This is a genomic window from Marinobacterium weihaiense (assembly GCF_019061305.1).
In the GTDB taxonomy this organism is placed as follows: Bacteria; Pseudomonadota; Gammaproteobacteria; order Pseudomonadales; family Balneatricaceae; genus Marinobacterium; species Marinobacterium weihaiense.
Map to the genome: position 1 here is coordinate 14,576 of NZ_JAHQZT010000002.1, position 22,464 is coordinate 37,039.

General features: G+C 57.0%; 18 protein-coding genes and 4 tRNA genes. 7 read left to right on the forward strand and 15 right to left on the reverse strand.

What is annotated here, in order from left to right; all coding sequences use genetic code 11:
* Window positions 1–55: 55 nt before the first annotated feature.
* The 8 genes from KTN04_RS01905 to KTN04_RS01940 form a co-directional block, all read right to left on the reverse strand.
* Entirely contained in the window at window positions 56–1,042 is a 987-nt protein-coding gene (locus KTN04_RS01905; protein ID WP_254262329.1) for a DctP family TRAP transporter solute-binding subunit, read from the reverse strand.
* Window positions 1,043–1,263: 221 nt separating this feature from the next.
* A complete protein-coding gene (gene clpX, locus KTN04_RS01910) occupies window positions 1,264–2,529 on the reverse strand; it encodes an ATP-dependent protease ATP-binding subunit ClpX (RefSeq protein ID WP_217333523.1) in 1,266 nt (421 codons plus the stop codon).
* A 91-nt stretch (window positions 2,530–2,620) separates the two neighbouring features.
* Window positions 2,621–3,256, reverse strand: coding sequence for an ATP-dependent Clp endopeptidase proteolytic subunit ClpP (clpP, locus tag KTN04_RS01915; protein ID WP_217333524.1), 636 nt, complete (start codon window positions 3,254–3,256; stop codon window positions 2,621–2,623).
* A gap of 97 nt (window positions 3,257–3,353) precedes the next feature.
* Window positions 3,354–4,697 (reverse strand): trigger factor, encoded by a 1,344-nt coding sequence (gene tig, locus KTN04_RS01920; protein WP_217333525.1) that lies wholly within the window; start codon window positions 4,695–4,697, stop codon window positions 3,354–3,356.
* A 220-nt stretch (window positions 4,698–4,917) separates the two neighbouring features.
* Window positions 4,918–4,993: transfer RNA gene (locus KTN04_RS01925), tRNA-His, on the reverse strand.
* Window positions 4,994–5,015: 22 nt separating this feature from the next.
* Window positions 5,016–5,100 (reverse strand) — tRNA-Leu (locus KTN04_RS01930).
* A gap of 32 nt (window positions 5,101–5,132) precedes the next feature.
* A tRNA-His gene (locus KTN04_RS01935) sits at window positions 5,133–5,208 on the reverse strand.
* 30 nt (window positions 5,209–5,238) lie between these two features.
* Window positions 5,239–5,315, reverse strand: a tRNA-Arg gene (locus tag KTN04_RS01940).
* Between the two features lie 223 nt (window positions 5,316–5,538).
* Here KTN04_RS01940 and folD point away from each other — a divergent pair.
* Both folD and KTN04_RS01950 read left to right on the forward strand, forming a co-directional pair.
* The gene (folD, locus tag KTN04_RS01945; protein ID WP_217333526.1) at window positions 5,539–6,393 is read left to right on the forward strand and encodes a bifunctional methylenetetrahydrofolate dehydrogenase/methenyltetrahydrofolate cyclohydrolase FolD; all 855 of its coding nucleotides are present in this window, start codon (window positions 5,539–5,541) and stop codon (window positions 6,391–6,393) included.
* Window positions 6,394–6,497: 104 nt separating this feature from the next.
* Window positions 6,498–8,333, forward strand: coding sequence for a CHASE domain-containing protein (locus KTN04_RS01950; RefSeq protein ID WP_217333527.1), 1,836 nt, complete (start codon window positions 6,498–6,500; stop codon window positions 8,331–8,333).
* Window positions 8,334–8,433: 100 nt separating this feature from the next.
* Here KTN04_RS01950 and cysS read toward each other — a convergent pair whose 3' ends face one another.
* The 3 genes from cysS to KTN04_RS01965 form a co-directional block, all read right to left on the reverse strand.
* Complete coding sequence (gene cysS / locus KTN04_RS01955; RefSeq protein ID WP_217333528.1) at window positions 8,434–9,825, reverse strand: cysteine--tRNA ligase; 1,392 nt, start codon at window positions 9,823–9,825, stop codon at window positions 8,434–8,436.
* Window positions 9,826–9,923: 98 nt separating this feature from the next.
* The gene (locus KTN04_RS01960) at window positions 9,924–10,808 is read right to left on the reverse strand and encodes a hypothetical protein (protein WP_217333529.1); all 885 of its coding nucleotides are present in this window, start codon (window positions 10,806–10,808) and stop codon (window positions 9,924–9,926) included.
* A gap of 3 nt (window positions 10,809–10,811) precedes the next feature.
* Entirely contained in the window at window positions 10,812–12,491 is a 1,680-nt protein-coding gene (locus KTN04_RS01965; RefSeq protein WP_217333530.1) for a glutamine--tRNA ligase/YqeY domain fusion protein, read from the reverse strand.
* A gap of 188 nt (window positions 12,492–12,679) precedes the next feature.
* Between KTN04_RS01965 and KTN04_RS01970 the strand changes: the two genes are divergently transcribed.
* Both KTN04_RS01970 and KTN04_RS01975 read left to right on the forward strand, forming a co-directional pair.
* Window positions 12,680–13,183: a peptidylprolyl isomerase gene (locus KTN04_RS01970; protein WP_217333531.1), complete on the forward strand. Its 504-nt coding sequence runs from the start codon at window positions 12,680–12,682 to the stop codon at window positions 13,181–13,183.
* Window positions 13,183–13,956 carry a UDP-2,3-diacylglucosamine diphosphatase gene (locus KTN04_RS01975; protein ID WP_217333532.1) on the forward strand — a complete coding sequence of 258 codons (774 nt, stop codon included), beginning with the start codon at window positions 13,183–13,185 and terminating at the stop codon, window positions 13,954–13,956. The genes KTN04_RS01970 and KTN04_RS01975 overlap by 1 nt, the downstream gene beginning before the upstream one ends.
* On the opposite strand, the gene miaE is transcribed toward KTN04_RS01975, so the two are convergent.
* Window positions 13,892–14,557: a tRNA-(ms[2]io[6]A)-hydroxylase gene (miaE, locus tag KTN04_RS01980; RefSeq protein WP_217333533.1), complete on the reverse strand. Its 666-nt coding sequence runs from the start codon at window positions 14,555–14,557 to the stop codon at window positions 13,892–13,894. The two genes, KTN04_RS01975 and miaE, sit on opposite strands and share 65 nt — an antisense overlap.
* A 155-nt stretch (window positions 14,558–14,712) precedes the next feature.
* Between miaE and KTN04_RS01985 the strand changes: the two genes are divergently transcribed.
* Complete coding sequence (locus KTN04_RS01985; RefSeq protein ID WP_217333534.1) at window positions 14,713–15,333, forward strand: LysE family translocator; 621 nt, start codon at window positions 14,713–14,715, stop codon at window positions 15,331–15,333.
* Between the two features lie 155 nt (window positions 15,334–15,488).
* The gene (locus KTN04_RS01990; protein ID WP_217333535.1) at window positions 15,489–17,738 is read left to right on the forward strand and encodes a TonB-dependent receptor; all 2,250 of its coding nucleotides are present in this window, start codon (window positions 15,489–15,491) and stop codon (window positions 17,736–17,738) included.
* A 70-nt stretch (window positions 17,739–17,808) separates the two neighbouring features.
* Here KTN04_RS01990 and yghU read toward each other — a convergent pair whose 3' ends face one another.
* Complete coding sequence (gene yghU / locus KTN04_RS01995; RefSeq protein ID WP_217333536.1) at window positions 17,809–18,648, reverse strand: glutathione-dependent disulfide-bond oxidoreductase; 840 nt, start codon at window positions 18,646–18,648, stop codon at window positions 17,809–17,811.
* A gap of 145 nt (window positions 18,649–18,793) precedes the next feature.
* On the opposite strand from yghU, the gene KTN04_RS02000 reads away from it, so the two are divergent.
* Complete coding sequence (locus tag KTN04_RS02000; RefSeq protein ID WP_217333537.1) at window positions 18,794–19,801, forward strand: MsnO8 family LLM class oxidoreductase; 1,008 nt, start codon at window positions 18,794–18,796, stop codon at window positions 19,799–19,801.
* Window positions 19,802–19,861: 60 nt separating this feature from the next.
* Here KTN04_RS02000 and KTN04_RS02005 read toward each other — a convergent pair whose 3' ends face one another.
* Window positions 19,862–20,692 carry a CvfB family protein gene (locus tag KTN04_RS02005; RefSeq protein ID WP_217333538.1) on the reverse strand — a complete coding sequence of 277 codons (831 nt, stop codon included), beginning with the start codon at window positions 20,690–20,692 and terminating at the stop codon, window positions 19,862–19,864.
* Between the two features lie 107 nt (window positions 20,693–20,799).
* Complete coding sequence (locus KTN04_RS02010) at window positions 20,800–22,344, reverse strand: diguanylate cyclase domain-containing protein (protein ID WP_217333539.1); 1,545 nt, start codon at window positions 22,342–22,344, stop codon at window positions 20,800–20,802.
* Window positions 22,345–22,464 lie beyond the last annotated feature (120 nt).

A 22,464-nucleotide genomic window follows, 5' to 3' on the forward strand; every position in this document is an offset into this window, starting at 1 on the left:
GTTCAAGACAACAACGCCCGTCACCGGGACGGGCGTTCAGACGGTTCAGGTGCGATCAGTCACGGTTGACGACTGCATCCTGCGCTTTCTGCACCAGTGCTTCACCGATGCGCGGGGTCCATTTTTCATGAACCGAACGTGTGGCTTCAACAAATGCCGCATGCTGCTCATCGGTCAACTCGGTGACTTCAACACCGCGTTCCTTGATGCGCGCCAGGGTTTCATCCAGCTCAGCACGAGACTTGTTGATCTCCCACTGACCGGCATCAATGGCCGCCTGCTTCAGCAACTGTTGATCTTCCGGCGAGAACTGACGCCATACACGGGTGCTGACCGCGAATACCAACGGGTCCGCCATGTAACCCCAGCGCGTCAGGTGCTTTTGACCCACCTGGTCGATACGCGCCACATCGAAGACAGAAATCGGGTTTTCCTGACCATCAACGGCACCGGTGGTCAGGGCCGGCTTGGCATCCGCCCAGCTCATCTGTGTCGGATTGGCGCCCAGCGCGCTGAAAGTATCCTGGAACAGCGGCGAGCCGACCACACGGATTTTCATGCCCTTGAGGTCAGCGGGCTCGTCAATGACCTGCTGGGAGTTCGACAGCTGACGGAAGCCGTTCTCGCCCCAGGCCAGCGGTGTAACGCCGCGCTTCTCGATCGCCTTGAACACCATTTCGCCGGCTTCGCCCTGAGTAATGGCATCGATGGCCTTGTGGTCTGGCATCAGGAACGGCAACGAAAACAGGTTCAGCTCTGGCACCTGCGGCGACCAGTTGATGGTGGAACCCACGGCCATGTCGATCAGGCCCGAGCGCATGGCGGAGAATTCCTTGGTCTGATCACCGGAGACCAGCTGTGCGCTGCTGTAGACTTTCATGTTGATGCGCCCTTCTGAACGCTCCTTTACCAGCTCGACCCATTTATCGGCCGCCTGTCCCCAGGGAAAAGCCGAGGGCAAAACTGTGGAAACCGTGTATTCAGCCTTGTATTCAGCGTGGGCAATGGGGCTCATCAGCATGCAGGCAGCCGCTGCGGCCATGAATGTACGACGTTTGAGCATCTATCCAGTCCTTATCGTTGTATTCCAGCAGGCACGGCAAATTTGAATCCGAAACAGTTCGGATGTTAACCACCGCCGAGGGATTATAAGGCGCGGACTGAATAGGGCGCAAAATGAAATGTCAGTATTTTGTTACAGACAAACAAAAATCCCCGCAAAAGCGGGGATTTTCAGCGAAATGCTCTACTAAAGTCTAATGCTTACGCACTGCCCTTGGCATCTTGATTTTCGTAAATCAAGATCGGATCAGAGCTGCCATGGATCACGCCTTCATCAATGACCACCTTGGCAACGTTCTCCAGAGATGGCAACTGATACATGATATCCAGCAACGTCGCCTCCAGGATGGAACGCAGACCACGTGCACCGGTACGACGCTCCAGCGCCTTGTCCGCAACGGCTTTGAGCGCCTCTTCACGGAAATCAACCTCGACACCTTCCATCTCGAACAGTGCCTGATACTGCTTGACCAGGCTGTTCTTCGGCTCAGTCAGAATCTGGATCAGTGCATCCTCGTCCAGCTCGGACAGGGTCGCAATCATCGGTAGTCGGCCGACGAATTCCGGGATCAGGCCAAACTTGACCAGATCTTCAGCTTCAACATCATGTAGCACTTCGCTCAGACGGCTTTCATCCTTGCTCTTGACCACGGCATTGAAGCCAATGGAACTCCGCTCACTGCGGTCACGGATCAGCTTTTCCAGCCCCGCAAAGGCCCCACCACAGATAAACAGAATGTTGGATGTGTCTACCTGCAGGAACTCTTGCTGCGGGTGCTTGCGGCCACCTTGCGGTGGAACCGATGCCACCGTACCCTCAATCAGCTTCAGCAGTGCCTGCTGTACGCCTTCACCGGAAACATCGCGGGTGATGGAAGGGTTATCGGACTTGCGTGAAATCTTGTCGATTTCATCGATGTAGACAATACCCAGCTGGGCCTTTTCAACATCGTAGTCACACTTCTGCAGCAGTTTCTGAATGATGTTTTCAACATCTTCACCCACATAACCGGCTTCGGTCAGTGTGGTGGCATCCGCGATGGTGAAGGGTACATTCAGCAGACGCGCCATGGTTTCGGCCAGCAGAGTCTTGCCGCTGCCGGTCGGGCCGATCAGCAAGATGTTGCTCTTGCCCAGCTCCACGTCGCCTTTCTGCTGGAAGCGCAGACGCTTGTAGTGGTTGTACACTGCGACGGCCAGCACCTTCTTGGCACGCTCCTGGCCAATCACATAGTCATCCAGCGTTGTCTTGATTTCTGCGGGCGTGGGCAGGCTTTCGCGCGGTTCCTGCTCGTCAGACTCCTGTATCTCTTCACGAATGATATCGTTGCAGAGATCCACACACTCGTCACAGATAAAGACAGAGGGACCTGCGATCAATTTACGCACTTCGTCCTGGCTTTTGCCGCAGAAGGAGCAGAACAGCTTGCTGCTATCGCCCCCGTTGCCGGTCGTCTCGTCTGCCATCTTATTACCTCTAAAACCGTTTACTCTTGTGTATGCGCCCGACACTCGACAATTTCAACCCCCGAAGCGGTAGCCGGTGACGGTGATGACATCAGTCGGTGCCCAGACGGCGATCCAAAACCGAGTCAATCAAGCCATACTCGGCCGCTGTCTTCGAATCCATGAAGTTGTCGCGGTCGGTATCACGCACGATGGTCTCAAGATCCTGACCGGTATGCTCTGCCAGCAGTCGATTCAGCTTTTCACGGATGGTCAGGATTTCACGGGTGTGAATCTCAATATCCGTCGCCTGACCCTGGTAACCGCCCAACGGCTGATGAATCATCATGCGCGCATTCGGCAGCGCAAAACGCTTGCCCTTGGCACCACCGGCCAACAGGAAGGCACCCATGCTGCAGGCCTGACCGATACACATGGTGCTCACATCCGGCTTGATGAACTGCATGGTATCGTAAATGGCCATGCCCGCCGTGACAGAACCGCCCGGCGAGTTGATATACAGATGGATATCCTTATCGGGGTTTTCGGCTTCCAGAAACAGCAACTGGGCCACGATCAGGTTGGCCATGTGGTCTTCGACCTGCCCAACCATGAAAATCACCCGCTCCTTGAGCAGGCGAGAGTAGATATCATAGGCACGTTCACCACGTGAACTCTGCTCAACTACCATCGGGACCAGGCCCGAATTCATGATGTCGTTTCCGCGCCCGGTGTAGATATCTGCCATGCAGTCATTCTCCTTACCCTGATAAGCGAAAAAACGACAGTCAGCCAAGCCAACTGTCGTTTCCTTTATGGCTTACGCCCTGACCGGGATATCCGGATCAGGCTTCGCTTTCGTCTTCTTCAGCAGCGTCTTCCTGCTGCGGTGCCGGCTGAATGGCTTCCTCGTAAGGAACAGCCTTTTCAGTGACTTTAGCAGATGCCGCCAGATGATCAACCACCTGATCTTCCAGCACCAGGCTCTTGATCTGATTCAGAATCTGGTCGTTGCCGTAGTACCAGTCGATAACCTGCTGCGGATCCTGGTAAGTGGACGCCATCTCTTCGACTGTTTCACGTACACGGCTTTCATCCGCTTCCAGTTCGTTCGCCTTGACCACTTCCTGGATCAGCAGGCCGACGCTGACGCGACGCTTGGCCTGATCTTCAAACATCTCTTTCGGCAGCATGTTCGGGTCGATATTGGCGTTTTCGCCACCGAACTGCTGGATCGCCTGACGACGCAGGTTGTCGATTTCGCTGTCGATCAGGGCTGCCGGCACGTCGATATCATTGACTTTCAGCAGTTCGTTGAAGACCTGATCCTTCAGCTTCATTTTCAGCGCCTGCTTCAGTTCGCGCTCCATGTTCTTGCGCACTTCAGCTTTGAAGCCGTCCAGTTCTTTCTCTTCGATACCGAAGCGAGAGAAGAACTCTTCGTTCAGCTCCGGCAGTTCCTGAGCGGAAACGGACTGTACCTTGGTCTTAAAGGTAGCCGCTTTACCTTTCAGGTTTTCAGCGTGATAGTCTTCCGGGAAGCTCACTTCCAGGTCAAACTCTTCACCTGCCTTCTTACCAGCCAGACCATCTTCGAAGCCCGGGATCATGGAACCGGAGCCCAGGACCAGATCGTGGCCTTCGGCCTTGCCGCCTTCGAACGCTTCGCCATCGACGAAACCTTCAAAGTCGATCTTCACACGGTCGCCTTCAGCAGCGGCGCGGTCAACTTCAACCCAGTTAGCCTGCTGCTTCTGCAGGGTTTCGATCATCTGATCCATGTCGGCATCAGTGATTTCAGCGGTCTGCTTTTCGATTTCAACACCGGCCAGATCTTTCAGTTCGATCTCCGGGTACACTTCGAAAGTGGCAACGAACTGGAGATCTTCACCTTCCTTGTCGTTTTTGAACTCGATGTTCGGGCCACCGGCCGGCTGCAGTTTTTCCTGCTCAACGGCAGAATAGAAGCTTTCCTGAACCACTTGACCCAGGACATCCTGACGGATCGCGCTGCCAAACATGCGCTTGATCACCTTGGGCGGTACTTTACCCGGACGGAAACCGTCCAGACGACGAGTACGTGCCTGCTGGGCGACCAGTTTGTCAACGTCCTGGTCGATGCGTTCAGCCGGAACAGTGATGGTCAGCTGACGCTCAAGGCCGGAAGTCGTTTCAACAGAAACTTGCATGGAGATCCTCACAAATAGTTTTGCAGCATGATGGTGCGACCTGCAGGCTCGCTCAATACCAGAACGACCGACCAGCAGAGCCAAAATTCTAAAGCGCGAAATTTTCGTGCAAGCGCCTCGATTAGTCAAGCAAAACGGCACGTTAAGTGGCTTTTCGCAGACATAAAACGAAGAGATATTCTGAACTAAATCAAAGGGATATCAAACAGGAGGGTTGCACTGGGGTGGACGATGGGGCTCGAACCCACGACCACCGGAATCACAATCCGGGGCTCTACCAACTGAGCTACGCCCACCACATTAGTGCATCGGTGTACTTGGTGCGGAAGGAGAGACTCGAACTCTCACACCTTGCGGCACTGGAACCTAAATCCAGCGTGTCTACCAATTCCACCACTTCCGCATCAGCTTGTGCTGATGATACTGCTTGAGGTATGGGGTGGACGATGGGGCTCGAACCCACGACCACCGGAATCACAATCCGGGGCTCTACCAACTGAGCTACGCCCACCATAACCTCTATTACTCAACCTAGACGGGCTGGCACGCCCGGCAGGACTCGAACCTGCAACCTACGGCTTAGAAGGCCGTTGCTCTATCCGGTTGAGCTACGAGCGCTTAACACGCCGCCTCGCCTTGGGTGACACCCCGTGTCGAGGAGCTGCGTATATTAGTCATCCTCTCTGGGAGCGTCAACACCTTTTTGAAAAATTTTTAAAAGAAACAACGCCCTGTAACCAAAAACGCGATAAAAGTCCATTGGCGGCCAAGCAGTAAAGATGAGAAAATCGCCCTATTCTTTTTCATCTACACACAGCACTCAAAGGAAAAGACCTCACTCATGAGCGCCCAGATCATTGATGGCAAGCAGATTGCTTCAGACGTTCGGCAGACAGTTCGCGCCGGCATTGATGCCCGACTGGCGGAAGGCAAACGCGCCCCCAGCCTCGCGGTAGTCCTGGTCGGTAGCGACCCAGCTTCTCAGGTATATGTCCGTAACAAAAAGAATGCCTGCGCCGAAGTCGGCATTACCTCCAAGGCATTTGACTTGCCTGCTGAAACCTCACGCGAAGAACTGCTGACCCTGATCAACAGCCTTAACAATGATAACGAGGTTGACGGCATTTTGGTGCAGCTCCCCCTGCCCGCCCACCTGGATGCAACCGAAGTTCTCGAGCAGATTCGCCCGGATAAGGATGTAGACGGTTTTCACGCCTTCAACCTGGGCCGCCTGGCACAACGCATACCGGTACTGCGCCCCTGTACCCCCAAAGGCGTCATGACTTTGCTTGAATCCACCGGCGTTGATCTGCACGGACAAGAAGCCGTCATCGTGGGCGCATCCAACATTGTCGGCCGCCCGATGACACTGGAGCTGCTACTGGCCGGCTGCACCACGACCACCACTCACCGCTTTACGCGCGACCTGGAATTCCACGTGCGTCGAGCCGATATCGTGATTGTGGGTGTCGGTATCCCCGGCCTGGTCAAAGGCGAGTGGATCAAACCCGGCGCCATCGTGATTGATGTCGGTATCAATCGCCTTGACAGTGGTCGTCTGGTAGGCGACGTTGAATTCGAACCGGCGGCCGAGCGTGCCGGCTGGATCACACCGGTACCCGGCGGTGTTGGCCCAATGACTGTTGCCAGCCTGATGGAAAACACACTGGAAGCTTCCATCAAGCTGAACCCGTAACACCCTGCCCGGCACTCAACTCATGAGGGCCGGGCCTTGAACGGGCCAGGCAATATGGAATGACTGGCCCTGAGACTATCCTCGAAGTTGCAGGATGACGCAGGATGCACGCCGAACAGGATTTACAGCCTATCAACGATGAAGGCCTGCCGGATACACGCATGCGGCATAGCCCCTTTTTCGCAACCCTGACCCTTATCACAGGGTTGATCATCAGCTTCCATTTGGCCAGCACAACAGCCGAACAGGAACGCGCCCGTGCTCAAGACCGCTTTCAAACCCTGACACAACAGACGACACAGGTAATTCAAGAAAAACTGGATCGATTCACGCTATTGATGTCGGCCGGACGCGGACTCGTGCTGAACAATGCAGACCTGCCTCCCGACGCACTGAACAAGCGCTGGCATCAAATGTTTGAAAGTTTTGATATTGATCTGGCCAATTTCAGCCTGGTCGGTCTCTCCTTTACACGCTACTTGGATGCACAAAACCGGGACCGTTTCACAGCATCCATCAACCAGGGTAACGACAGCGCTTTCAATATATTCCCACCACCGCCTGCCAACCAACCCAGCCTTGTGGTCATGCATCTGGTGCCCGCCAGCATCGAAGGCCGCATGCGTGGCTATGACTTGATGAGCGAGACCAAACGGCGTGAAGCGGCAACTGCGGCTATCCGTAGCCACCAACCCGTACTGAGTCGACCACTGTCACTGCTGCCGACCGATATCCACTCACTGGATTACCTGCAGCTGCTGCCGGTCATTGACCAAACACGACCGCAGGATCGCTTCCTCGGCGTTGTCACCATCGGCTTCAGTATGGGCACACTCGTACAATCAAGCCTGGACAACCTGCAAGCGCCGTTGCGCATTCAAGTCATTGACCCACGTGAGTCTCTGCAGCAAGCCAGCTACGATACTCACCCTCAGCACTCCCCTCCCGACGCGGAGCTGATGCAGACCTCGGAACTGACGATTGCCGGCCAGTCAATTCAACTCAGGTTTGCAAACCTGGACCCTGACACCAGCTTGATGCTGACCCGCCAACATGACTCGGCCACACTGATATCGGGTATTTCCATCACGTTGATGCTGACACTGATGCTGATGTTCTACATCATTGCACGACACCAGGCGCTGCAGGTGAGTCGACGCATGGCCTCACGTGCCGAGGAGATGTATCAGCGTTACCGTACCCTCTTTGTACAATCCCCCGAGGCCATCGTTGTACATGTTGATGGCTGCGTTGAAATGGCCAACCCCAATGCCGCCCGCCTGATGGGCTGCACATCACCGCAGGAACTGATCAACCGACCGGTAAGCGAGCTGGTACACCCCGACAGCCAGAAGGCTTTTCAGCGCCGTCGCCATGCCCTGCATCAGGGCGCACAACTGGAACCAACCGAGCAAAAGCTGGTACGCATCAATGGCCAGGCCTTTACCGCCGAAGTCTCCAGCTCCATTATCAACTATAAGGGCCAAAAAGCTGTTCAGGTGATGTTCCGTGACATCAGCACCGAAAAGCGTCAACGACTAGAAGCGCGCATTGCCAGGGTGATTGCCTACAACAGCAGTGACGCCATCATGGTAACCGACGCGCATGGCGCTATTGAACTGGTCAACCCTGCCTTTCAGGCTATGACAGGCTATATAGAAGCCAATGTTCAGGGTCGCACGCCGGACCTGCTCAATTCTGGGCAACACGACAGTGCGTTTTTCTTTGAACTTTGGTCAAGTCTTCAGGAGCGCGGCCACTGGAGCGGCGACATCATCAACCGTACACGAGACGGCCGATTGTATATCCAGCAAACCGATATTCACGCCCTGCATGACGAGCACAACCAGATTACGCACTTTGTGTGTTTGATGAGTGATGTGACCGAAGCGCGAAACAGCCTGGAACAAGCACTAGAGTCGAGTAGCGCCCCGTCATGATCCATGCGTGTTGCGGCCCCGCCCGGGCACTGCATGGGCGGGGCCGCATGACAGAGAAGTCATAAAAACAGACGCCATCGGGTGATGGCGTCCTGGAGTTTTACTGTTCGCGGTACCAGCTGGTGCCTTCACGACTGTCCTTGAGCACAATGCCGTTTGCAGCCAGCAGGTCACGGACGCGATCGGCTTCGGCAAAGTCGCGATCCTTGCGTGCCTGGTTACGCTGGTCGATCAGTGCCTCGATCTCTTCGGCTGCCAGATCACCCTCGCCGGCACTCCCCTGCAGAAACGCCTTGGGATCCTGCTGCAGCAACCCGATCATGCCGCCCAGCTGCTTCAGCTGTGCCGCCAGCAGCGGCGCATCATCGCTGCCTTCGCGCACGGCCTTGTTCAGTTCGGATACCAGCTCGAACAACACTGCCAACGCGCGCGGTGTGTTGAAGTCATCATCCATCGCCTCGTAGAACCGAGCCTCAAAGCCATTTTCGAGCCCTGTGGCAGTATCAGCGGCATCAACCGATGCCAGTGCCTGATAGAAACGCTCCAGCGCACTCTGGGCTTCCTTGAGACTGTCTTCGGAGTAATCGATATAACTGCGATAGTGCACCGCAGACAGGAAATAGCGCACTACTTCCGGGTTGTAATGCTTCAGCACCTCACGAATGGTAAAGAAGTTGCCCAGTGACTTGGACATCTTTTCCGCCCCCATACGTACCGGACCGGCATGCATCCAGTAGTGTGCATAGGCGCAGCCATTGGCCGCCTCAGACTGGGCGATCTCATTTTCGTGGTGCGGGAACGGCAGATCAGGACCGCCGCCATGAATATCGAAAGTGTCGCCCAGGCAGCACTTGGACATGGCCGAGCATTCGATGTGCCAACCCGGACGACCCTGCCCCCAGGGTGTATCCCAGCTGACCTCACCGGGCTTAGCCGCTTTCCAGAGCACAAAATCGAGCGGGCTTTCCTTGGCCTCCTCCACTTCCACACGGGCACCGGAACGCAGATCTTCAATCACCTTGTTGGTCAGGCGACCATAGCTCTCGAATTTTTCGACACGGTAATAGACATCACCATTTTCGGCCGCGTAAGCGTAGCCCTTGTCGATCAGGGTCTGAATCATTTCGATGATGTCATCGATGTGCGCCGTAGCACGCGGCTCCTGGTCCGGGCGCAGCACACTCAGGCGATCCTCATCTTCATGCATGGCCGCAATCATGCGCTCGGTCAGCTGGTCAACACCTTCGTTGTTTTCAGCCGCCCGGCGAATAATCTTGTCGTCTACATCGGTGATGTTGCGCACGTAATCGACATCCCAGCCCCGCGCACGCAGGTAACGGGTGATCACATCAAACGCCACCATGACACGGGCATGACCGATGTGACAGTAGTCATAAACGGTAACGCCGCAAACATACATGCGGATTTTGCCGGGTTCGATCGGGGTAAAAATCGTTTTGCTGTTGGTCAGTGTATTGTAGATATGAAGCATTAGGGTCTGCCGAACATTGATAAAGGTAAACACCCATCCAATGGGTGCAAGGATGTTATAACTTCACAGGAATCTGTCTGGACTTCAAGGGGTTGCCATCAGGGCAAGGGAATAAATCCCAGCTCACTGCTACCCAGCAGGCTGCTTTCTCGCGTGAGCAGCACACCATTCGAGCGCCAGCGAATCGCTTCCCATTGTCCCACCGACAGAATGGACTGACGCCTTGCGTCAGACCACTGAGGCTCGCCGTCGCTGACCGGGATGCGCCACAGGAAAGCCGACGAACTGAAGCGCTTGCGAATATAGCCCAGCAACGCCAGTTCAGCACGCACCGGGTCATAATCAGCAGCCGTGATCTGCCCGCCAACGGCAAATTCGGCCTCGGCGATCAGGGCATGACGACCGCCATCAAGCGACACGCGATACAGCCGGGTGGCCTGATCGATCCAGTTTTTGCTGAAGATCCAGAGCCGGCCTTCCACCATCGCGGCCGCTTCGCAGTCGTTGTCGTGCTTGTAAGCCCCCTGGGTAGGACGCGCATCCGCGAACCGGAACTCGGTCAGCATCGACGGCACCGAAGTGCCGCCTGCCGCATCCAGATCCTGCCAGCCTACGGAATACACCTGCCGCCAGCGCCGATAGCCAAGGTTGTCACCACAATCCAACACGTGGAGGTGCCGATCATCCTGCGCCAGCTCCTCCCAGTCGATATTGAGCGCATCCTGAAGCGTGTAGGTCGCGCGCAAGGACGCCGTATCCGGGTCCAGGGCATATACCCGGGCACCGCCGCCGCTGTCATTGTGGGTCCAGACATAGCCGCCATATTCAGCTAAACCGGATGTTTCGTTGACAACGTCGTCGATCAAGCCCAACCGCTGTACGCGCAAATCGGCACCGGGCACACTGGCCGGAGAGGAGGCACACCCACCTACCAGCAACAAAAGCATTGCCAGCAGGCGGGCACAACTCACTCCGGCACGCACGTCTTACTTGCCCTTGATCTTGGCCCAGGAGTCACGCAGGGTAACCGTGCGGTTGAACACGAGACGCGATTCGGTCGAATCCGGGTCAACACAGAAGTAACCGGTGCGCTCGAACTGGAAACGGCTTTCCGAAACAGCGTGCTTGAGCCCAATCTCGGCGCGCGCCTCGGTCATCACCTGCAGCGATTCGGGGTTGAGAAACTCGTGGAAATCGCGCTCCTTATCACCATCCGGGTTGGCTTCGGTAAACAGGCGATCATACAGGCGCACTTCGCACGGCACAGAGTTATCCGCCGATACCCAGTGGATCACGCCGTTAGGCTTGTAATCGGTCGGGTTCTGGCCCTTGGTGTCCGCATCATAGCTGCACACCAGCTCCACGACATCACCCTGCTCGTTCTTGATCACTTCGTCACAACGCACCACGTAGGCTCCACGCAGGCGCACCGCATCGCCCGGCGCCATCCGCTTCCATTTGCGCGGTTTTTCTTCGGCGAAGTCTTCACGCTCGATCAGCAAATTACGCGTAAAGGGCACCTTGCGCAGCCCCATGGACTCATCCTTCGGATGTGCCGGCAGTTCAAACCACTCTTCTTCGCCTTCGGCATAGTTGGAGATGGTCACCTTGATCGGGTCCACCACACACATGGCGCGCGGCGCATTGGCGTCGAGATCATCACGGATGGCGGATTCCAGCATTCCCATGTCAACGGTACCGTTGGAGCGGGTCACGCCGATCATGTCGCAGAAATTGCGGATGGACGCCGGGGTAAAACCGCGACGGCGCATGCCCGAGATGGTTGGCATACGAGGGTCATTCCAGCCGTCCACATGACCTTCGTCCACCAGCAGCTTCAGCTTGCGCTTGCTGGTCACGGTGTAGTTCAGGTTCAGGCGTGCAAATTCGTACTGACGCGGTTTGGCCGGCACCGGCAGATTTTCGATGAACCACTCGTACAGCGGGCGGTGGTCTTCGAATTCCAGCGTACAGATGGAATGCGTAATCCCTTCCAGTGCATCGGACTGACCGTGGGTAAAGTCATAGGACGGGTAAATACACCACTTGTCGCCGGTCTGGTGATGGTGCGCTTTGCGCACACGGTAGATCACCGGATCACGCAGATTCATGTTCGGCGCCGCCATATCGATCTTGGCACGTAGCACGCACTCGCCTTCATCAAAGGCACCGTCACGCATCTTTTCGAACAGTTCGAGGTTTTCCTCGACACTGCGCTCGCGGTAGGGGCTGTTCTTGCCCGGCAAGGTCAGGGTGCCACGGAACTCGCGCATTTCGTGTGCACTCAGGCTATCGACGTAGGCTTTGCCCTCTTTGATCAGGTGCACGGCCCAAGTGTAAAGCTGATCAAAGTAGTCGGAGCTGTAACGGATATCACCGTTCCACTCAAAGCCCAGCCAGCGCACATCTTCAATGATGGAGTCGATGTACTCCTGGTTTTCCTTTTCCGGGTTGGTGTCATCAAAGCGCAGGTTACACTGGCCGTTGAAACGCAGAGCCGTGCCGAAATTCAGGCAGATCGATTTGGCATGACCAATGTGCAGATAGCCATTGGGTTCAGGCGGGAAACGGGTTACCACCTGGCCATCGTTCAGGCCCTTGGCAAGATCATCTTCAATAATCTGGTGGATAAAGTTGTTCGGCTTGGTGCTGTCGTTGTTGGTCATATCCATATCTTGTCGAAGCTGAAAAAGGCCGGCCGCTATGCCGGAATCTATGGCGTGCATTATAACCGCAGATGCACGCGACACGCACCCGGCACAGGCATGAAAACAATTTCAGCTGCGCCGATGGATGCAGCAACTTAATACTTGAGTATAATGGGCCCACACATAAGAGAAACAGGGAACTGGAAATGATCATCCTGCAAACAAACGTCGGCGCAATCACCATTGAACTGGACCACGAAAAGGCACCTGCCACCGCTGCCAACTTTGAACAGTATGTTCGTGATGGCTTTTATGACGGCGTGATTTTCCACCGCGTCATTGATGGCTTCATGATCCAGGGCGGCGGTTTCGAACCAGGCATGATCCCCAAGGAAACGCGTGAACCGATCCAGAACGAAGCCGACAACGGGCTGTCCAACCAGGCGGGCACCCTGGCCATGGCGCGCACCATGGATCCACACTCGGCCTCTGCACAGTTCTTCATCAACGTCTCTGACAATACCTTCCTGGACCACACGACCAAGAGCACCGAAGGCTGGGGTTACGCCGTATTCGGTAAGGTCGTTGAAGGCATGGACGTGGTCAACAAGATCAAGAAAGTCAGCACCACCATGCGTGCAGGCCATCAGGATGTACCGGTTGAAGACATCATCATCGAATCCGCCCGCATCGAGCAGCCGGAGGGCTAATGCAACGTCTTTTTGTTGCAGATCTGCACCTCGATCACGAACGCCCGGAGATCATCCGGGCGTTTGCCGTTTTTCTGCATGAAAAAGCCGCAGGTGCCGACGAATTGTATCTGCTGGGTGATATCTTTGAGGCTTGGATTGGTGACGATGCCGCACCAGACTATCTGCAGCCGCTCTATGACCAACTGGCCGCCTTGAGTGCCGCCGGTGTCAGCCTGTTCTTTCAACACGGCAACCGCGACTTCCTGCTAGGCCAGGCTTTCGCTGAGCGTATTGGCGCACGGTTACTGCCAGAGCTGCATCACCTAACCACCATTCACGGCAAGACGCTGCTGTTGCATGGCGACCAGCTGTGCCTGGATGATGTTGATTACCAGGCCTTTCGCCGGCAGGTCCGCGACCCTGGCTGGCAATGCGACTTTCTTGACAAGCCCGTGGAAGAGCGCCTGGCCATTGCCCGCCAGCTGCGCGCCGCCAGCCAGGAACAAGGCGCCCAAAAGGCCGCCTATATCACCGATGTGACGCCGGCCGCCGTCAGCGAGCTCATGGTGAACGAAAGTGCCACGCTTATGATTCATGGCCACACCCATCGCCCTTGCCTGCACACGGACCAATCACCCGATGGCGGTGTCCGCATCGTGCTGGGTGACTGGGATACACACGGTTGGTATCTGGAAATGGATGAGGACGGCTGTCGTCAGTATGCGTTCAAGCTACCGACCGAGGGGCCTCTGGCACCAGTGCTTCAGGATTCGCTAGCAGCACCGCGCTAGGCTTGCCACTGTGGAAGCGGAACTCGTCATCTTCCGACTGAATGAGCTCTGCCTCCAGCGCACGAAAATGCTCGATACGGTCATCAATCGGCTCACCAGCATATTCCCGCGCCAGATGCAGGTAGTCCTGATAATGGCGCCCTTCCGATTTCAGCAGCGAGCGATAGAACTTAGCCAGCTCATCATCCAATGAGGGTGCCAGTGCCGCAAAACGCTCGCAGGAACGCGCTTCGATCAGTGCACCAATGATCAGCACATCGACCAACCGCCCCGGCTCGGATGTCCGCACATCCTTGCGCAGGCCACCGGCATAGCGTGCCGGGCTCATGTGACCGTAGGCCAGACCACGCGCCTCCATCAGACCAAGTACCTGTTCGAAGTGAATCAACTCCTCTCGCGCCAAGCGCGACATCTTGTTGAGCAGATCCGGTCGATCCACATAGCGAAACATCAGCGTCATCGCCGTGGAGGCCGCTTTTTTTTCACAATGGGCGTGATCAGTAAGCAAAATGTGCATTGCTTCGGGGCGAGCCGCCAGGTCCAGCCACTCTTGCGGTGTTTCAGAACCCAGGAAGGCTTTGATTTCGTCGAGAACTTCCATTAAAAAGTCACTTCTGCAACGCCACCCGGAAAGCGCAACTTGTGCACCCCGATGTGGCTAAATTTCGTTTCGGTTGAGGCAATTTTACAAACTGCAGCCGGCAGGCACCACCGCAGTATGCAAAATGTCTCCATCAATGCCCCCGCGAGCTCATCATGACCTTTGAAAGTGCTGTTTCCTTTTTCATTGCCGTATTCATCTTCGGCATTACTCCCGGCCCCGGCGTGTTCGCCATTCTGGCTCGTGCGCTGGTCAGCGGCGCGAGCAGTTGTATCCCGTTGTCGTTGGGTATGATCCTCAGCGACCTGTTGTACCTGGTCGCGGCCTGCCTGGGCCTAGCGGCCATTGCAACCCACTGGTCGGAGCTGTTTACCCTCGTCCGCATCCTCGGGGCCGCCTACCTGTTCTACCTTGCCTACCGGATGTGGACCGCGCCGGTCAGTGAAGATGCCATGGCCGCAAGTCGTTTCAGCCGCGCCGGCATGCTGGGCAGCTTCCTGCAGGGATTCCTGATTTCCGCGTCTAACCCCAAGGTCATACTGTTCTATATCGCTTTCCTGCCGACTTTCATGGACCTGAGCCTGCTCAGCCATGCCGATATCGCTCTGGCTTCGGTACTGACGCTGCTCAGCCTGATGGCCGCACTGATGACCATCGCAGCCTTTGCCGCCCGAGCTCGCAGCCTGTTCCGGTCGGAACGCGCGGTGCAACGACTCAACCGCAGCGCCGGCTCCATCATGGCCGGGGCCGGCGCTTACCTGGCACTGCGACACTGACACATGCGCCGGTCTCGTGCCGGCTTTCAACAACTGCGACAATTTGCCGCGCGACACTGTGTCTCATCCCGTCCACGGGCGCTGTTTATTATCATACCTCTCCCCTTCGTTAACAGCATGTAGCCGCTGTTTACAGCGACGAATCAGGAGCCTGGATGAACAACGCACAAGGAACACCGCTTTTCACATTGGGTCGGCTGTCGACCGCTATTGCCTGCATCACCCTGGCGCAAGGTGCCAGCGCACAGGACACACCGCTGATTGTGGAAGCGCCGCTGCCCGACACCCCGCTGGAAAATGCCGCCCAGGTGACACCGGCCGTCGTGCAGCAGCTGCGCGCCGCGACCAATGACAGCGCCAGCCTATTGCGAGATGTGCCCGGCGTCAGCCTGAACGGAGCCGGCGGTGTCTCAAGCCTGCCCTCCATTCGTGGGCTGGCGGATGATCGCCTGCGCATCAAGGTGGATGGCACCGATTTGATTGCTGCCTGCCCCAACCACATGAATCCGCCCTTGTCCTATATCGAGCCCAGCCAGATTGGTCAGCTCAAGGTATTTGCCGGCATTACACCTGTCAGCGTGGGAGGCGATAGTATTGGCGGTACTGTCGTGGCTGACCGAGCCGAGCCCGAGTTTGCACGAGACGGCGAAGGCCGGCTAAACAAGGGAGAAGTGGGCGCATTCTACCGCAGCAACAATGACGCTATGGGCGGCAACGTCTCGGCGACCCATGCTTCTGAAAACCTCAGCATCCGCTATGACGGCGCCTGGAGCCAAGCCGATAATTATACGGCTGGCAGCGATTTCAAAACCTCGCCTGAAACCGGTCGACCTGGCCACACATTGCCACTCGATGAAGTCGGCTCCACGGCATACGAAACACAGAACCACAGCCTGAGCCTGGCATTCAGAAACGGGGACGACCTGTTCGAGGGCCGCCTGAGCGTTCAGGACATGCCCGAGCAGCTCTATCCAAACCAGCGCATGGACCTGCTCGACAATGAACAAACCTTGGCAAACCTGGCCTGGACCCGCCGCATGGAGTGGGGCATGCTGAAAGCGCGCGCCTACCATGAAGACGTTGACCACTACATGGACTTCGGTGCCGACAAGCGCTACTGGTACGGCGCCCTGTCGGGCCCCGGCAACCCGTGCAGCCCGATCGGCTTCATGGTGGATGGCCGCGACCAGACCTGCGCTGCCGGCATGCCGATGTATTCGGAAAGCGCCAACACCGGCCTCTCACTGAAAGCGGATATCGATTTGAGCACGGATGACCTCTTGCGCCTGGGTGCCGAGTATCAGCGTTACCGGCTGGACGACTACTGGACCGCTTCGGGTGGCGGCATGGGACCCAACACCTTCCAGAACGTAAACAACGGCCAGCGTGACCGTACTGCCTTGTTTGCCGAGCTGGAAGCACGCCACACCGACCAGTGGCTGACACTGACGGGGATCCGCTACGAGCGTGTCGACATGGACGCCGATCGTGTTCACGGCTACAGCATGATGGCAGGCCAGGCTGCTGAAACCGCCGCGTTCAATGCCAGCGACCGCAGCCAGACCGACCATAATATCGATCTGACCGCATTGGCCCGTTACCGCCACAGCGACAACCTCGATATCGAGCTGGGCCTGGCACGCAAGGTACGTTCCCCCAACCTGTACGAACGCTATACCTGGTCAAGCTGGCCCATGGCGGCAACCATGAACAACTTCGTCGGCGACGGCAACGGCTACCTGGGGGACATCGAACTGAACCCCGAGGTCGCCTACACCGCCTCTGCCCGTTTTGACTGGCATGCACAGGACCGCCGCTGGTTTGTCACGGCGACCCCCTTCTATACGCACGTCAATGATTATATCGACGCCGTCCAGCGCCCTGGCTGGCAGGCCGATCAGTTCAATGTATTGCAATATGACAACCAAGACGCCCGCCTCTACGGCATCGACTTGGCCATGCAAATGCCGCTGGCCAGCACTGACTGGGGCGACTGGGGCCTGCAGGGCGTGATCAACTACACCAATGGCCAGAACCGCGATACCGGTGATGACCTTTACAACATCATGCCCTTGAACGGCCGATTCACCCTGACACATCGCCAAGCGGGCTGGGATAACGCCGTTGAATGGGTCGTGGTGGATGAGAAGGACAGCGTCTCGGATGTGCGCAACGAGCTTCAGACCGACGGGTACAGCCTGATCAACCTGCGTGCCAGTCACAGCTGGCAACAGACACGGTTGGACTTCGGTATCGAAAATCTGTTTGACCGGGGCTACGCCCTGCCCACCGGTGGCGTTTATACTGGCCAGGGACGCACCATGTCGATGAATGGCATCCCCTGGGGCATTGCTGTTCCCGGCATGGGGCGCTCGGCTTATGTCGGGGTCAAAGTGACGTTCTGATTCAGTGACCTGACTGCTGCTCGACCGGCACTGCCAAAGTGAGGGGCGAGCAGCACGCTCAAGGGGTCAATCAACGAAAGTCATCCGCACCATGACGCTCCGGCACCTGCTGGGACTCATCCCCCCAGGTGCGGTTGACGCGTCGCCCACGCTGCACGGCCGGGCGCGCATCAATCGCTTTTGCCCAACGCTGTACGTGGGTATAGGTGTCAACCTGCAGGAACTCGGCTGCATCATACAGGCGGCCCAGCACCAGCGCGCCATACCAAGGCCAGATCGCCATATCCGCGATGGTATAGGCATCACCCGCCACGTACTCACGCTCGGCCAACAAGCGGTCCAGCACATCCAACTGACGCTTGGTTTCCATGGCATAACGGTCAATCGGATATTGCTGCTTGTCGGGCGCATAGGCGTAAAAATGCCCGAAGCCACCCCCAACGAAGGGCGCACTGCCCATCTGCCAAAATAGCCAATTCAGCGTCTCCGTACGGCCGGCCACACCCTGAGGCAGAAAGGCACCAAACTTTTCGGCCAGATACAACAAAATGGAACCGGACTCGAACACCGGCAGCGGCGGCGTCTGGCTACAATCCAGCAGCGCTGGAATCTTGGAGTTGGGATTGATCTCGGTAAACCCGCTGCCGAACTGGTCACCTTCGCCAATGCGAATCAGCCAGGCGTCATATTCCGCATCTGAATGCCCCAGCGCCAGCAACTCTTCCAGCATGATGGTCACCTTGACACCGTTGGGCGTCCCCAGCGAATACAGCTGCAGCGGATGTTCTCCCTTCGGCAACACCTGCTCGTGCGTAGCCCCTGCGACCGGGCGGTTGGTACTGGCAAATTGACCGCCACTGGGCTGCTCCCAGGTCCAGACCTTTGGCGGTACCCAATTGGAACCCGACATATGCTACTCCCGTTGGAATGAAACAATTAGTCTGGCTTCTGACCCATGCCAAAGGCAAGGGTTCCACGACGTCACAGCGGGTTAGCCATGGATTGAACCCACAGGCACATATAGTTAATATATTAAGTTAATAAAGGAGATCCGAATGAACATCAAGCTGTCTGTTGTCGACCAGTCACCGGTCCATGGCTCCCACGCCAAGATTGAAGCCCCCCGTCTTACCGTTGAACTTGCACAGCTATGTGACAGCCTGGGCTACCACCGCTTCTGGGTGGCCGAGCACCACGATAGCGTTCATTTCGCCAACCCCTGCCCCGAAATCATGGTCGCCAGCATTGCCAGCGTCACCGAGCGCATCCGCGTCGGCAGTGGCGGTGTCATGCTGTCTCACTACAGCCCGCTGAAAGTTGCTGAATGCTTCAAGATGATGGCCACCCTGCACCCGGACCGTATTGATCTGGGCGTAGGACGTGCACCGGGTGGTACCGGGCTGACCTCGCATGCGCTGGCGTTCCCGCATGAACCACACCACGGTGACCTATACGCGCACCAGGCGCAGATGCTGGAAGGCTTCGTCAACGGTACCCTGCCGGCTGACAGCCCCTACAGCACGATCAAGGTACTGCCGGACAGCTCACCCAAGCCGCAGCTGTGGATGCTGGGTTCCAGCGGTGGCAGTGCAGGCTTGGCCGGGCACCTCGGCTACAACCTGGCCCTGGCACGCTTTATCGACCCGGACAACTGCAACCCGGCCATCTTTGACAGCTATGCGGAAGCGTGGAAAAAGGCCGGACATACAGGCGAGCCGAACAGGATGCTGGCCATCGCCTGTATCTGTGCGGAAACGGAAGAAGAAGCCAAACTACGCGCCGGCACGGCCGTGTACCGCAAGCTGGCGGCCCAGATGGGACAACGTGAAGACTTTCTGACGCCTGAGCAGGTCCAGGATCGCTACAAGGCCATGTCCACCTCCGAACAGGCCTTCTATGACCATATTCTCAAGGGCTACACCGTGGGCACACCGGATCAGTGCTGGCAGGAGATCGAAAGCCTGGCATATCAGTTCTACTGTGACGAGGTATCAACCGTAACAGTCACCCACAGCCATCACGACCGGATGGACAGCTATCGCCTGCTGGCCAAGCATCTGTAAGCGTGCATTTCCCCGAGGGGCAGCCCGGCCAAAGCCGGTGTTGCCCCACCCCTGGCAGGCTCAGTCCTGCAGATGAATCCCATCGGCGTCCTGCCGAATGCGCCCGGCCTTCATCAGCTGACCGATGGCCATCTTGTAAGCCTTTTTGCTCACCCCGAAGGTTTCACGAATGGCGTCCGGATCACTCTTGTCCCCCAGCGGACAGAAGCCGTTGCGCGTCTCCAGGTATTTCAGCACCTGCTGCGCCAGCGGGTCGATGCGACCATAGCCAGGCTTTTCCAGCATCACGTCGATCTTGCCGTCTTCATCGCGCACCTGCTTGATAAACCCGGACAGGCGCTGCCCCGGACGCACCGGGCGATGGATATCCTGCGTGTGCAGCAACCCCAGGGCCCGGTTGTCGATAATCACCTGGTAGCCGATCTCGGTGGGTCGAACCACCAGCAGCTCGACCAGCTGCCCCTGGCGATAGTCCTCGCCGGACTCCAGGTGTTTTTCGAGCTTGGCCGTGGCCGCGATACGGCCGGTATTGTCCAGATAGACGAACACGGTGACGTAATCGCCTGGCTGCAACGGCCTGACCTGCTCATTGAAGGGCAGAAACAGATCCTTGGGCAGCCCCCAATCCAGAAACGCCCCAACCTTGTTGACATCCACCACCTTCAGGCTGGCAAATTGCCCAACCTGTACACGGGGGCGGCGCAGGGTCGCCACCGGCATATCGTCCGAGTCCAGGTATACAAACACCTGCAGGCTGTCGCCCGTGCGCGCTCCTTCAGGCACTTCCGAACGCGGCAATAAAATGCCCCCCTCAGCTCCCCCCTGCAGATACACGCCAAAGTCGGCTTCACGTATCACTTTCAGCTTGTTGAATTGCCCTGTTTCGGCCATGCACTACCCCGTTATCAGGCTACAAAGTTGCCGGTGCCCGCAGGCGCCGCAGAATCAAAAAAGGCACCTCAAAGGTGCCTGTTGCAGTATACCCGAGATTGCTTCCATCATGCCCCTGCCGAGTGACCCTCATACAGGCAAACCCGGTTACGACCGGCTTCTTTTGCCTGATACATGGCCTCATCCGCCAGCCGCAACAGGCTGGCCTGGCTTTTGGCTTCCCCCTTGAACAGCAGCACGCCAATACTGGAGGTGCAGCAATGTTCAATGCGCTTGCCAGCCCAGGACGTGCACGGAACAGACAGCATAAATGGCTGAGCAACTACACGGCGCACATCCTCAGCAATGGCCAATGCCTGCTCCCGCGCCTCCTCCACATTTTCACTGAGGCCATCCACCACCACCACGAACTCGTCTCCCCCCAGCCGTGCCACGGTATCCGTGCGACGCATTACGCCCTGCAGACGGTGCGCCAACTCCTTGAGCAACAGATCACCTACTTCATGCCCGAAACGATCATTCAGCGGCTTGAAGTTATCAAGGTCCAGTAGCATCAACGCACCGCTACCGCCGGCCCCGCGCACGGTAGCAAGCGCATACTGCAGGCGCTCATCCAGCAGACGTCGGTTTGGTAAACCCGTTAGCACGTCGTAGAACGCAAGCTTGCGAATGGTCTGTTCGGCACGGGTTTTCTCGATGGCAATACTGACCAGACGCGCAGCATGCTCGATCAGATTGATCTCAGCGCCAGTCGGCACTGCAGGTGTACGATGATAAATGGCAAAGGTACCCAAAACCTCGCCGCTGCTGGAACGTACCGGCTGGGACCAGCAGGCAGCCAGGTCGGTCTGCTTGATCAGGTCCGCAACACACTGCCAGTAAGGATGGGTCGCCAGATTCTCCACGACCACACGCTTTCCGGTACTGGCGGCGGTACCACAGGAGCCCACCCCCTCCGCGATAGGGGTACCATTGATGGCCTCGGTGTAAAACACAGGCAAACTGCCGGAAGCGGCGCTGAACAGCTCTGTACCCTCATCATTGGCCAGCATGATGCCACAGGCCATGTGTGGGTGGAGCGCTTCAATCCCGCTCACCACCACCTGTAACAATGGTTGCAGCTCGGCACCTGCTGCCAGCATCTCCAGAATATGGCTGCGAAAACGCTCGAAATCCTCCGCCTGCTTGCGCTGGGAAATATCGACGATCAACCCCAGCATGCCACCGCCCATCCCCTCACCAAGACTGAAGGTCTTGCGCTGATAAAGCACAGTACGCAGCGAACCATCGACAAAAGGCAGTTCAATTTCTTCACGGGTTTCACCACGTGCTTTCAACAGGTCACAGTCGTCCTGCTGAAAACGGGTCCGCATGGAAAGCGGCAAGTACTCCAGATCGAGCACTGTCTTGCCAATAAAATCATCCCGATCAATTCCGAACGCCATTTCATATGCCCGGTTACAGGCAATGAAAACAGCGTGGTCATCCTTGACGAAAATAGGGTTGGGCAAGGCATCCAGAAACGCGGCAAAGAGCCTGAGCTGCTTTTGTAGGTCCTGCTCACGCTGTGCAATTGTGCCCAGTAGGGCCGTGATCTCATTGGTGCGATGCACCAGAACATTTGCCATACCTTCGGCAGAGGAATCATCCATAACAATCAGCCATTCAAACCGGAACCAGCATGCTCGGTATTTTGGTTGTCATATTAAGCAACAGCTCCATCAGACACAAATGATTTACATGGGTTCCCACTCCTCGGCCGTGACAAAACG

Excerpts from the sequence above, each read along its gene's own strand:
- KTN04_RS02010 (WP_217333539.1), bottom strand. The coding sequence starts at position 22,344 with ATGGATGATTCCTCTGCCGAAGGTATGGCAAATGTTCTGGTGCATCGC.
- yghU (WP_217333536.1), bottom strand. The coding sequence starts at position 18,648 with ATGTCGGGTTCCAATTGGGTACCGCCAAAGGTCTGGACCTGGGAGCAG.
- KTN04_RS01970 (WP_217333531.1), top strand. The coding sequence starts at position 12,680 with ATGATCATCCTGCAAACAAACGTCGGCGCAATCACCATTGAACTGGAC.
- KTN04_RS02000 (WP_217333537.1), top strand. The coding sequence starts at position 18,794 with ATGAACATCAAGCTGTCTGTTGTCGACCAGTCACCGGTCCATGGCTCC.
- KTN04_RS01905 (WP_254262329.1), bottom strand. The coding sequence starts at position 1,042 with ATGGCCGCAGCGGCTGCCTGCATGCTGATGAGCCCCATTGCCCACGCT.
- miaE (WP_217333533.1), bottom strand. The coding sequence starts at position 14,557 with ATGGAAGTTCTCGACGAAATCAAAGCCTTCCTGGGTTCTGAAACACCG.
- KTN04_RS01985 (WP_217333534.1), top strand. The coding sequence starts at position 14,713 with ATGACCTTTGAAAGTGCTGTTTCCTTTTTCATTGCCGTATTCATCTTC.
- tig (WP_217333525.1), bottom strand. The coding sequence starts at position 4,697 with ATGCAAGTTTCTGTTGAAACGACTTCCGGCCTTGAGCGTCAGCTGACC.
- KTN04_RS02005 (WP_217333538.1), bottom strand. The coding sequence starts at position 20,692 with ATGGCCGAAACAGGGCAATTCAACAAGCTGAAAGTGATACGTGAAGCC.
- clpX (WP_217333523.1), bottom strand. The coding sequence starts at position 2,529 with ATGGCAGACGAGACGACCGGCAACGGGGGCGATAGCAGCAAGCTGTTC.
- KTN04_RS01975 (WP_217333532.1), top strand. The coding sequence starts at position 13,183 with ATGCAACGTCTTTTTGTTGCAGATCTGCACCTCGATCACGAACGCCCG.
- clpP (WP_217333524.1), bottom strand. The coding sequence starts at position 3,256 with ATGGCAGATATCTACACCGGGCGCGGAAACGACATCATGAATTCGGGC.
- KTN04_RS01990 (WP_217333535.1), top strand. The coding sequence starts at position 15,489 with ATGAACAACGCACAAGGAACACCGCTTTTCACATTGGGTCGGCTGTCG.
- folD (WP_217333526.1), top strand. The coding sequence starts at position 5,539 with ATGAGCGCCCAGATCATTGATGGCAAGCAGATTGCTTCAGACGTTCGG.
- KTN04_RS01965 (WP_217333530.1), bottom strand. The coding sequence starts at position 12,491 with ATGACCAACAACGACAGCACCAAGCCGAACAACTTTATCCACCAGATT.
- cysS (WP_217333528.1), bottom strand. The coding sequence starts at position 9,825 with ATGCTTCATATCTACAATACACTGACCAACAGCAAAACGATTTTTACC.
- KTN04_RS01950 (WP_217333527.1), top strand. The coding sequence starts at position 6,498 with ATGCACGCCGAACAGGATTTACAGCCTATCAACGATGAAGGCCTGCCG.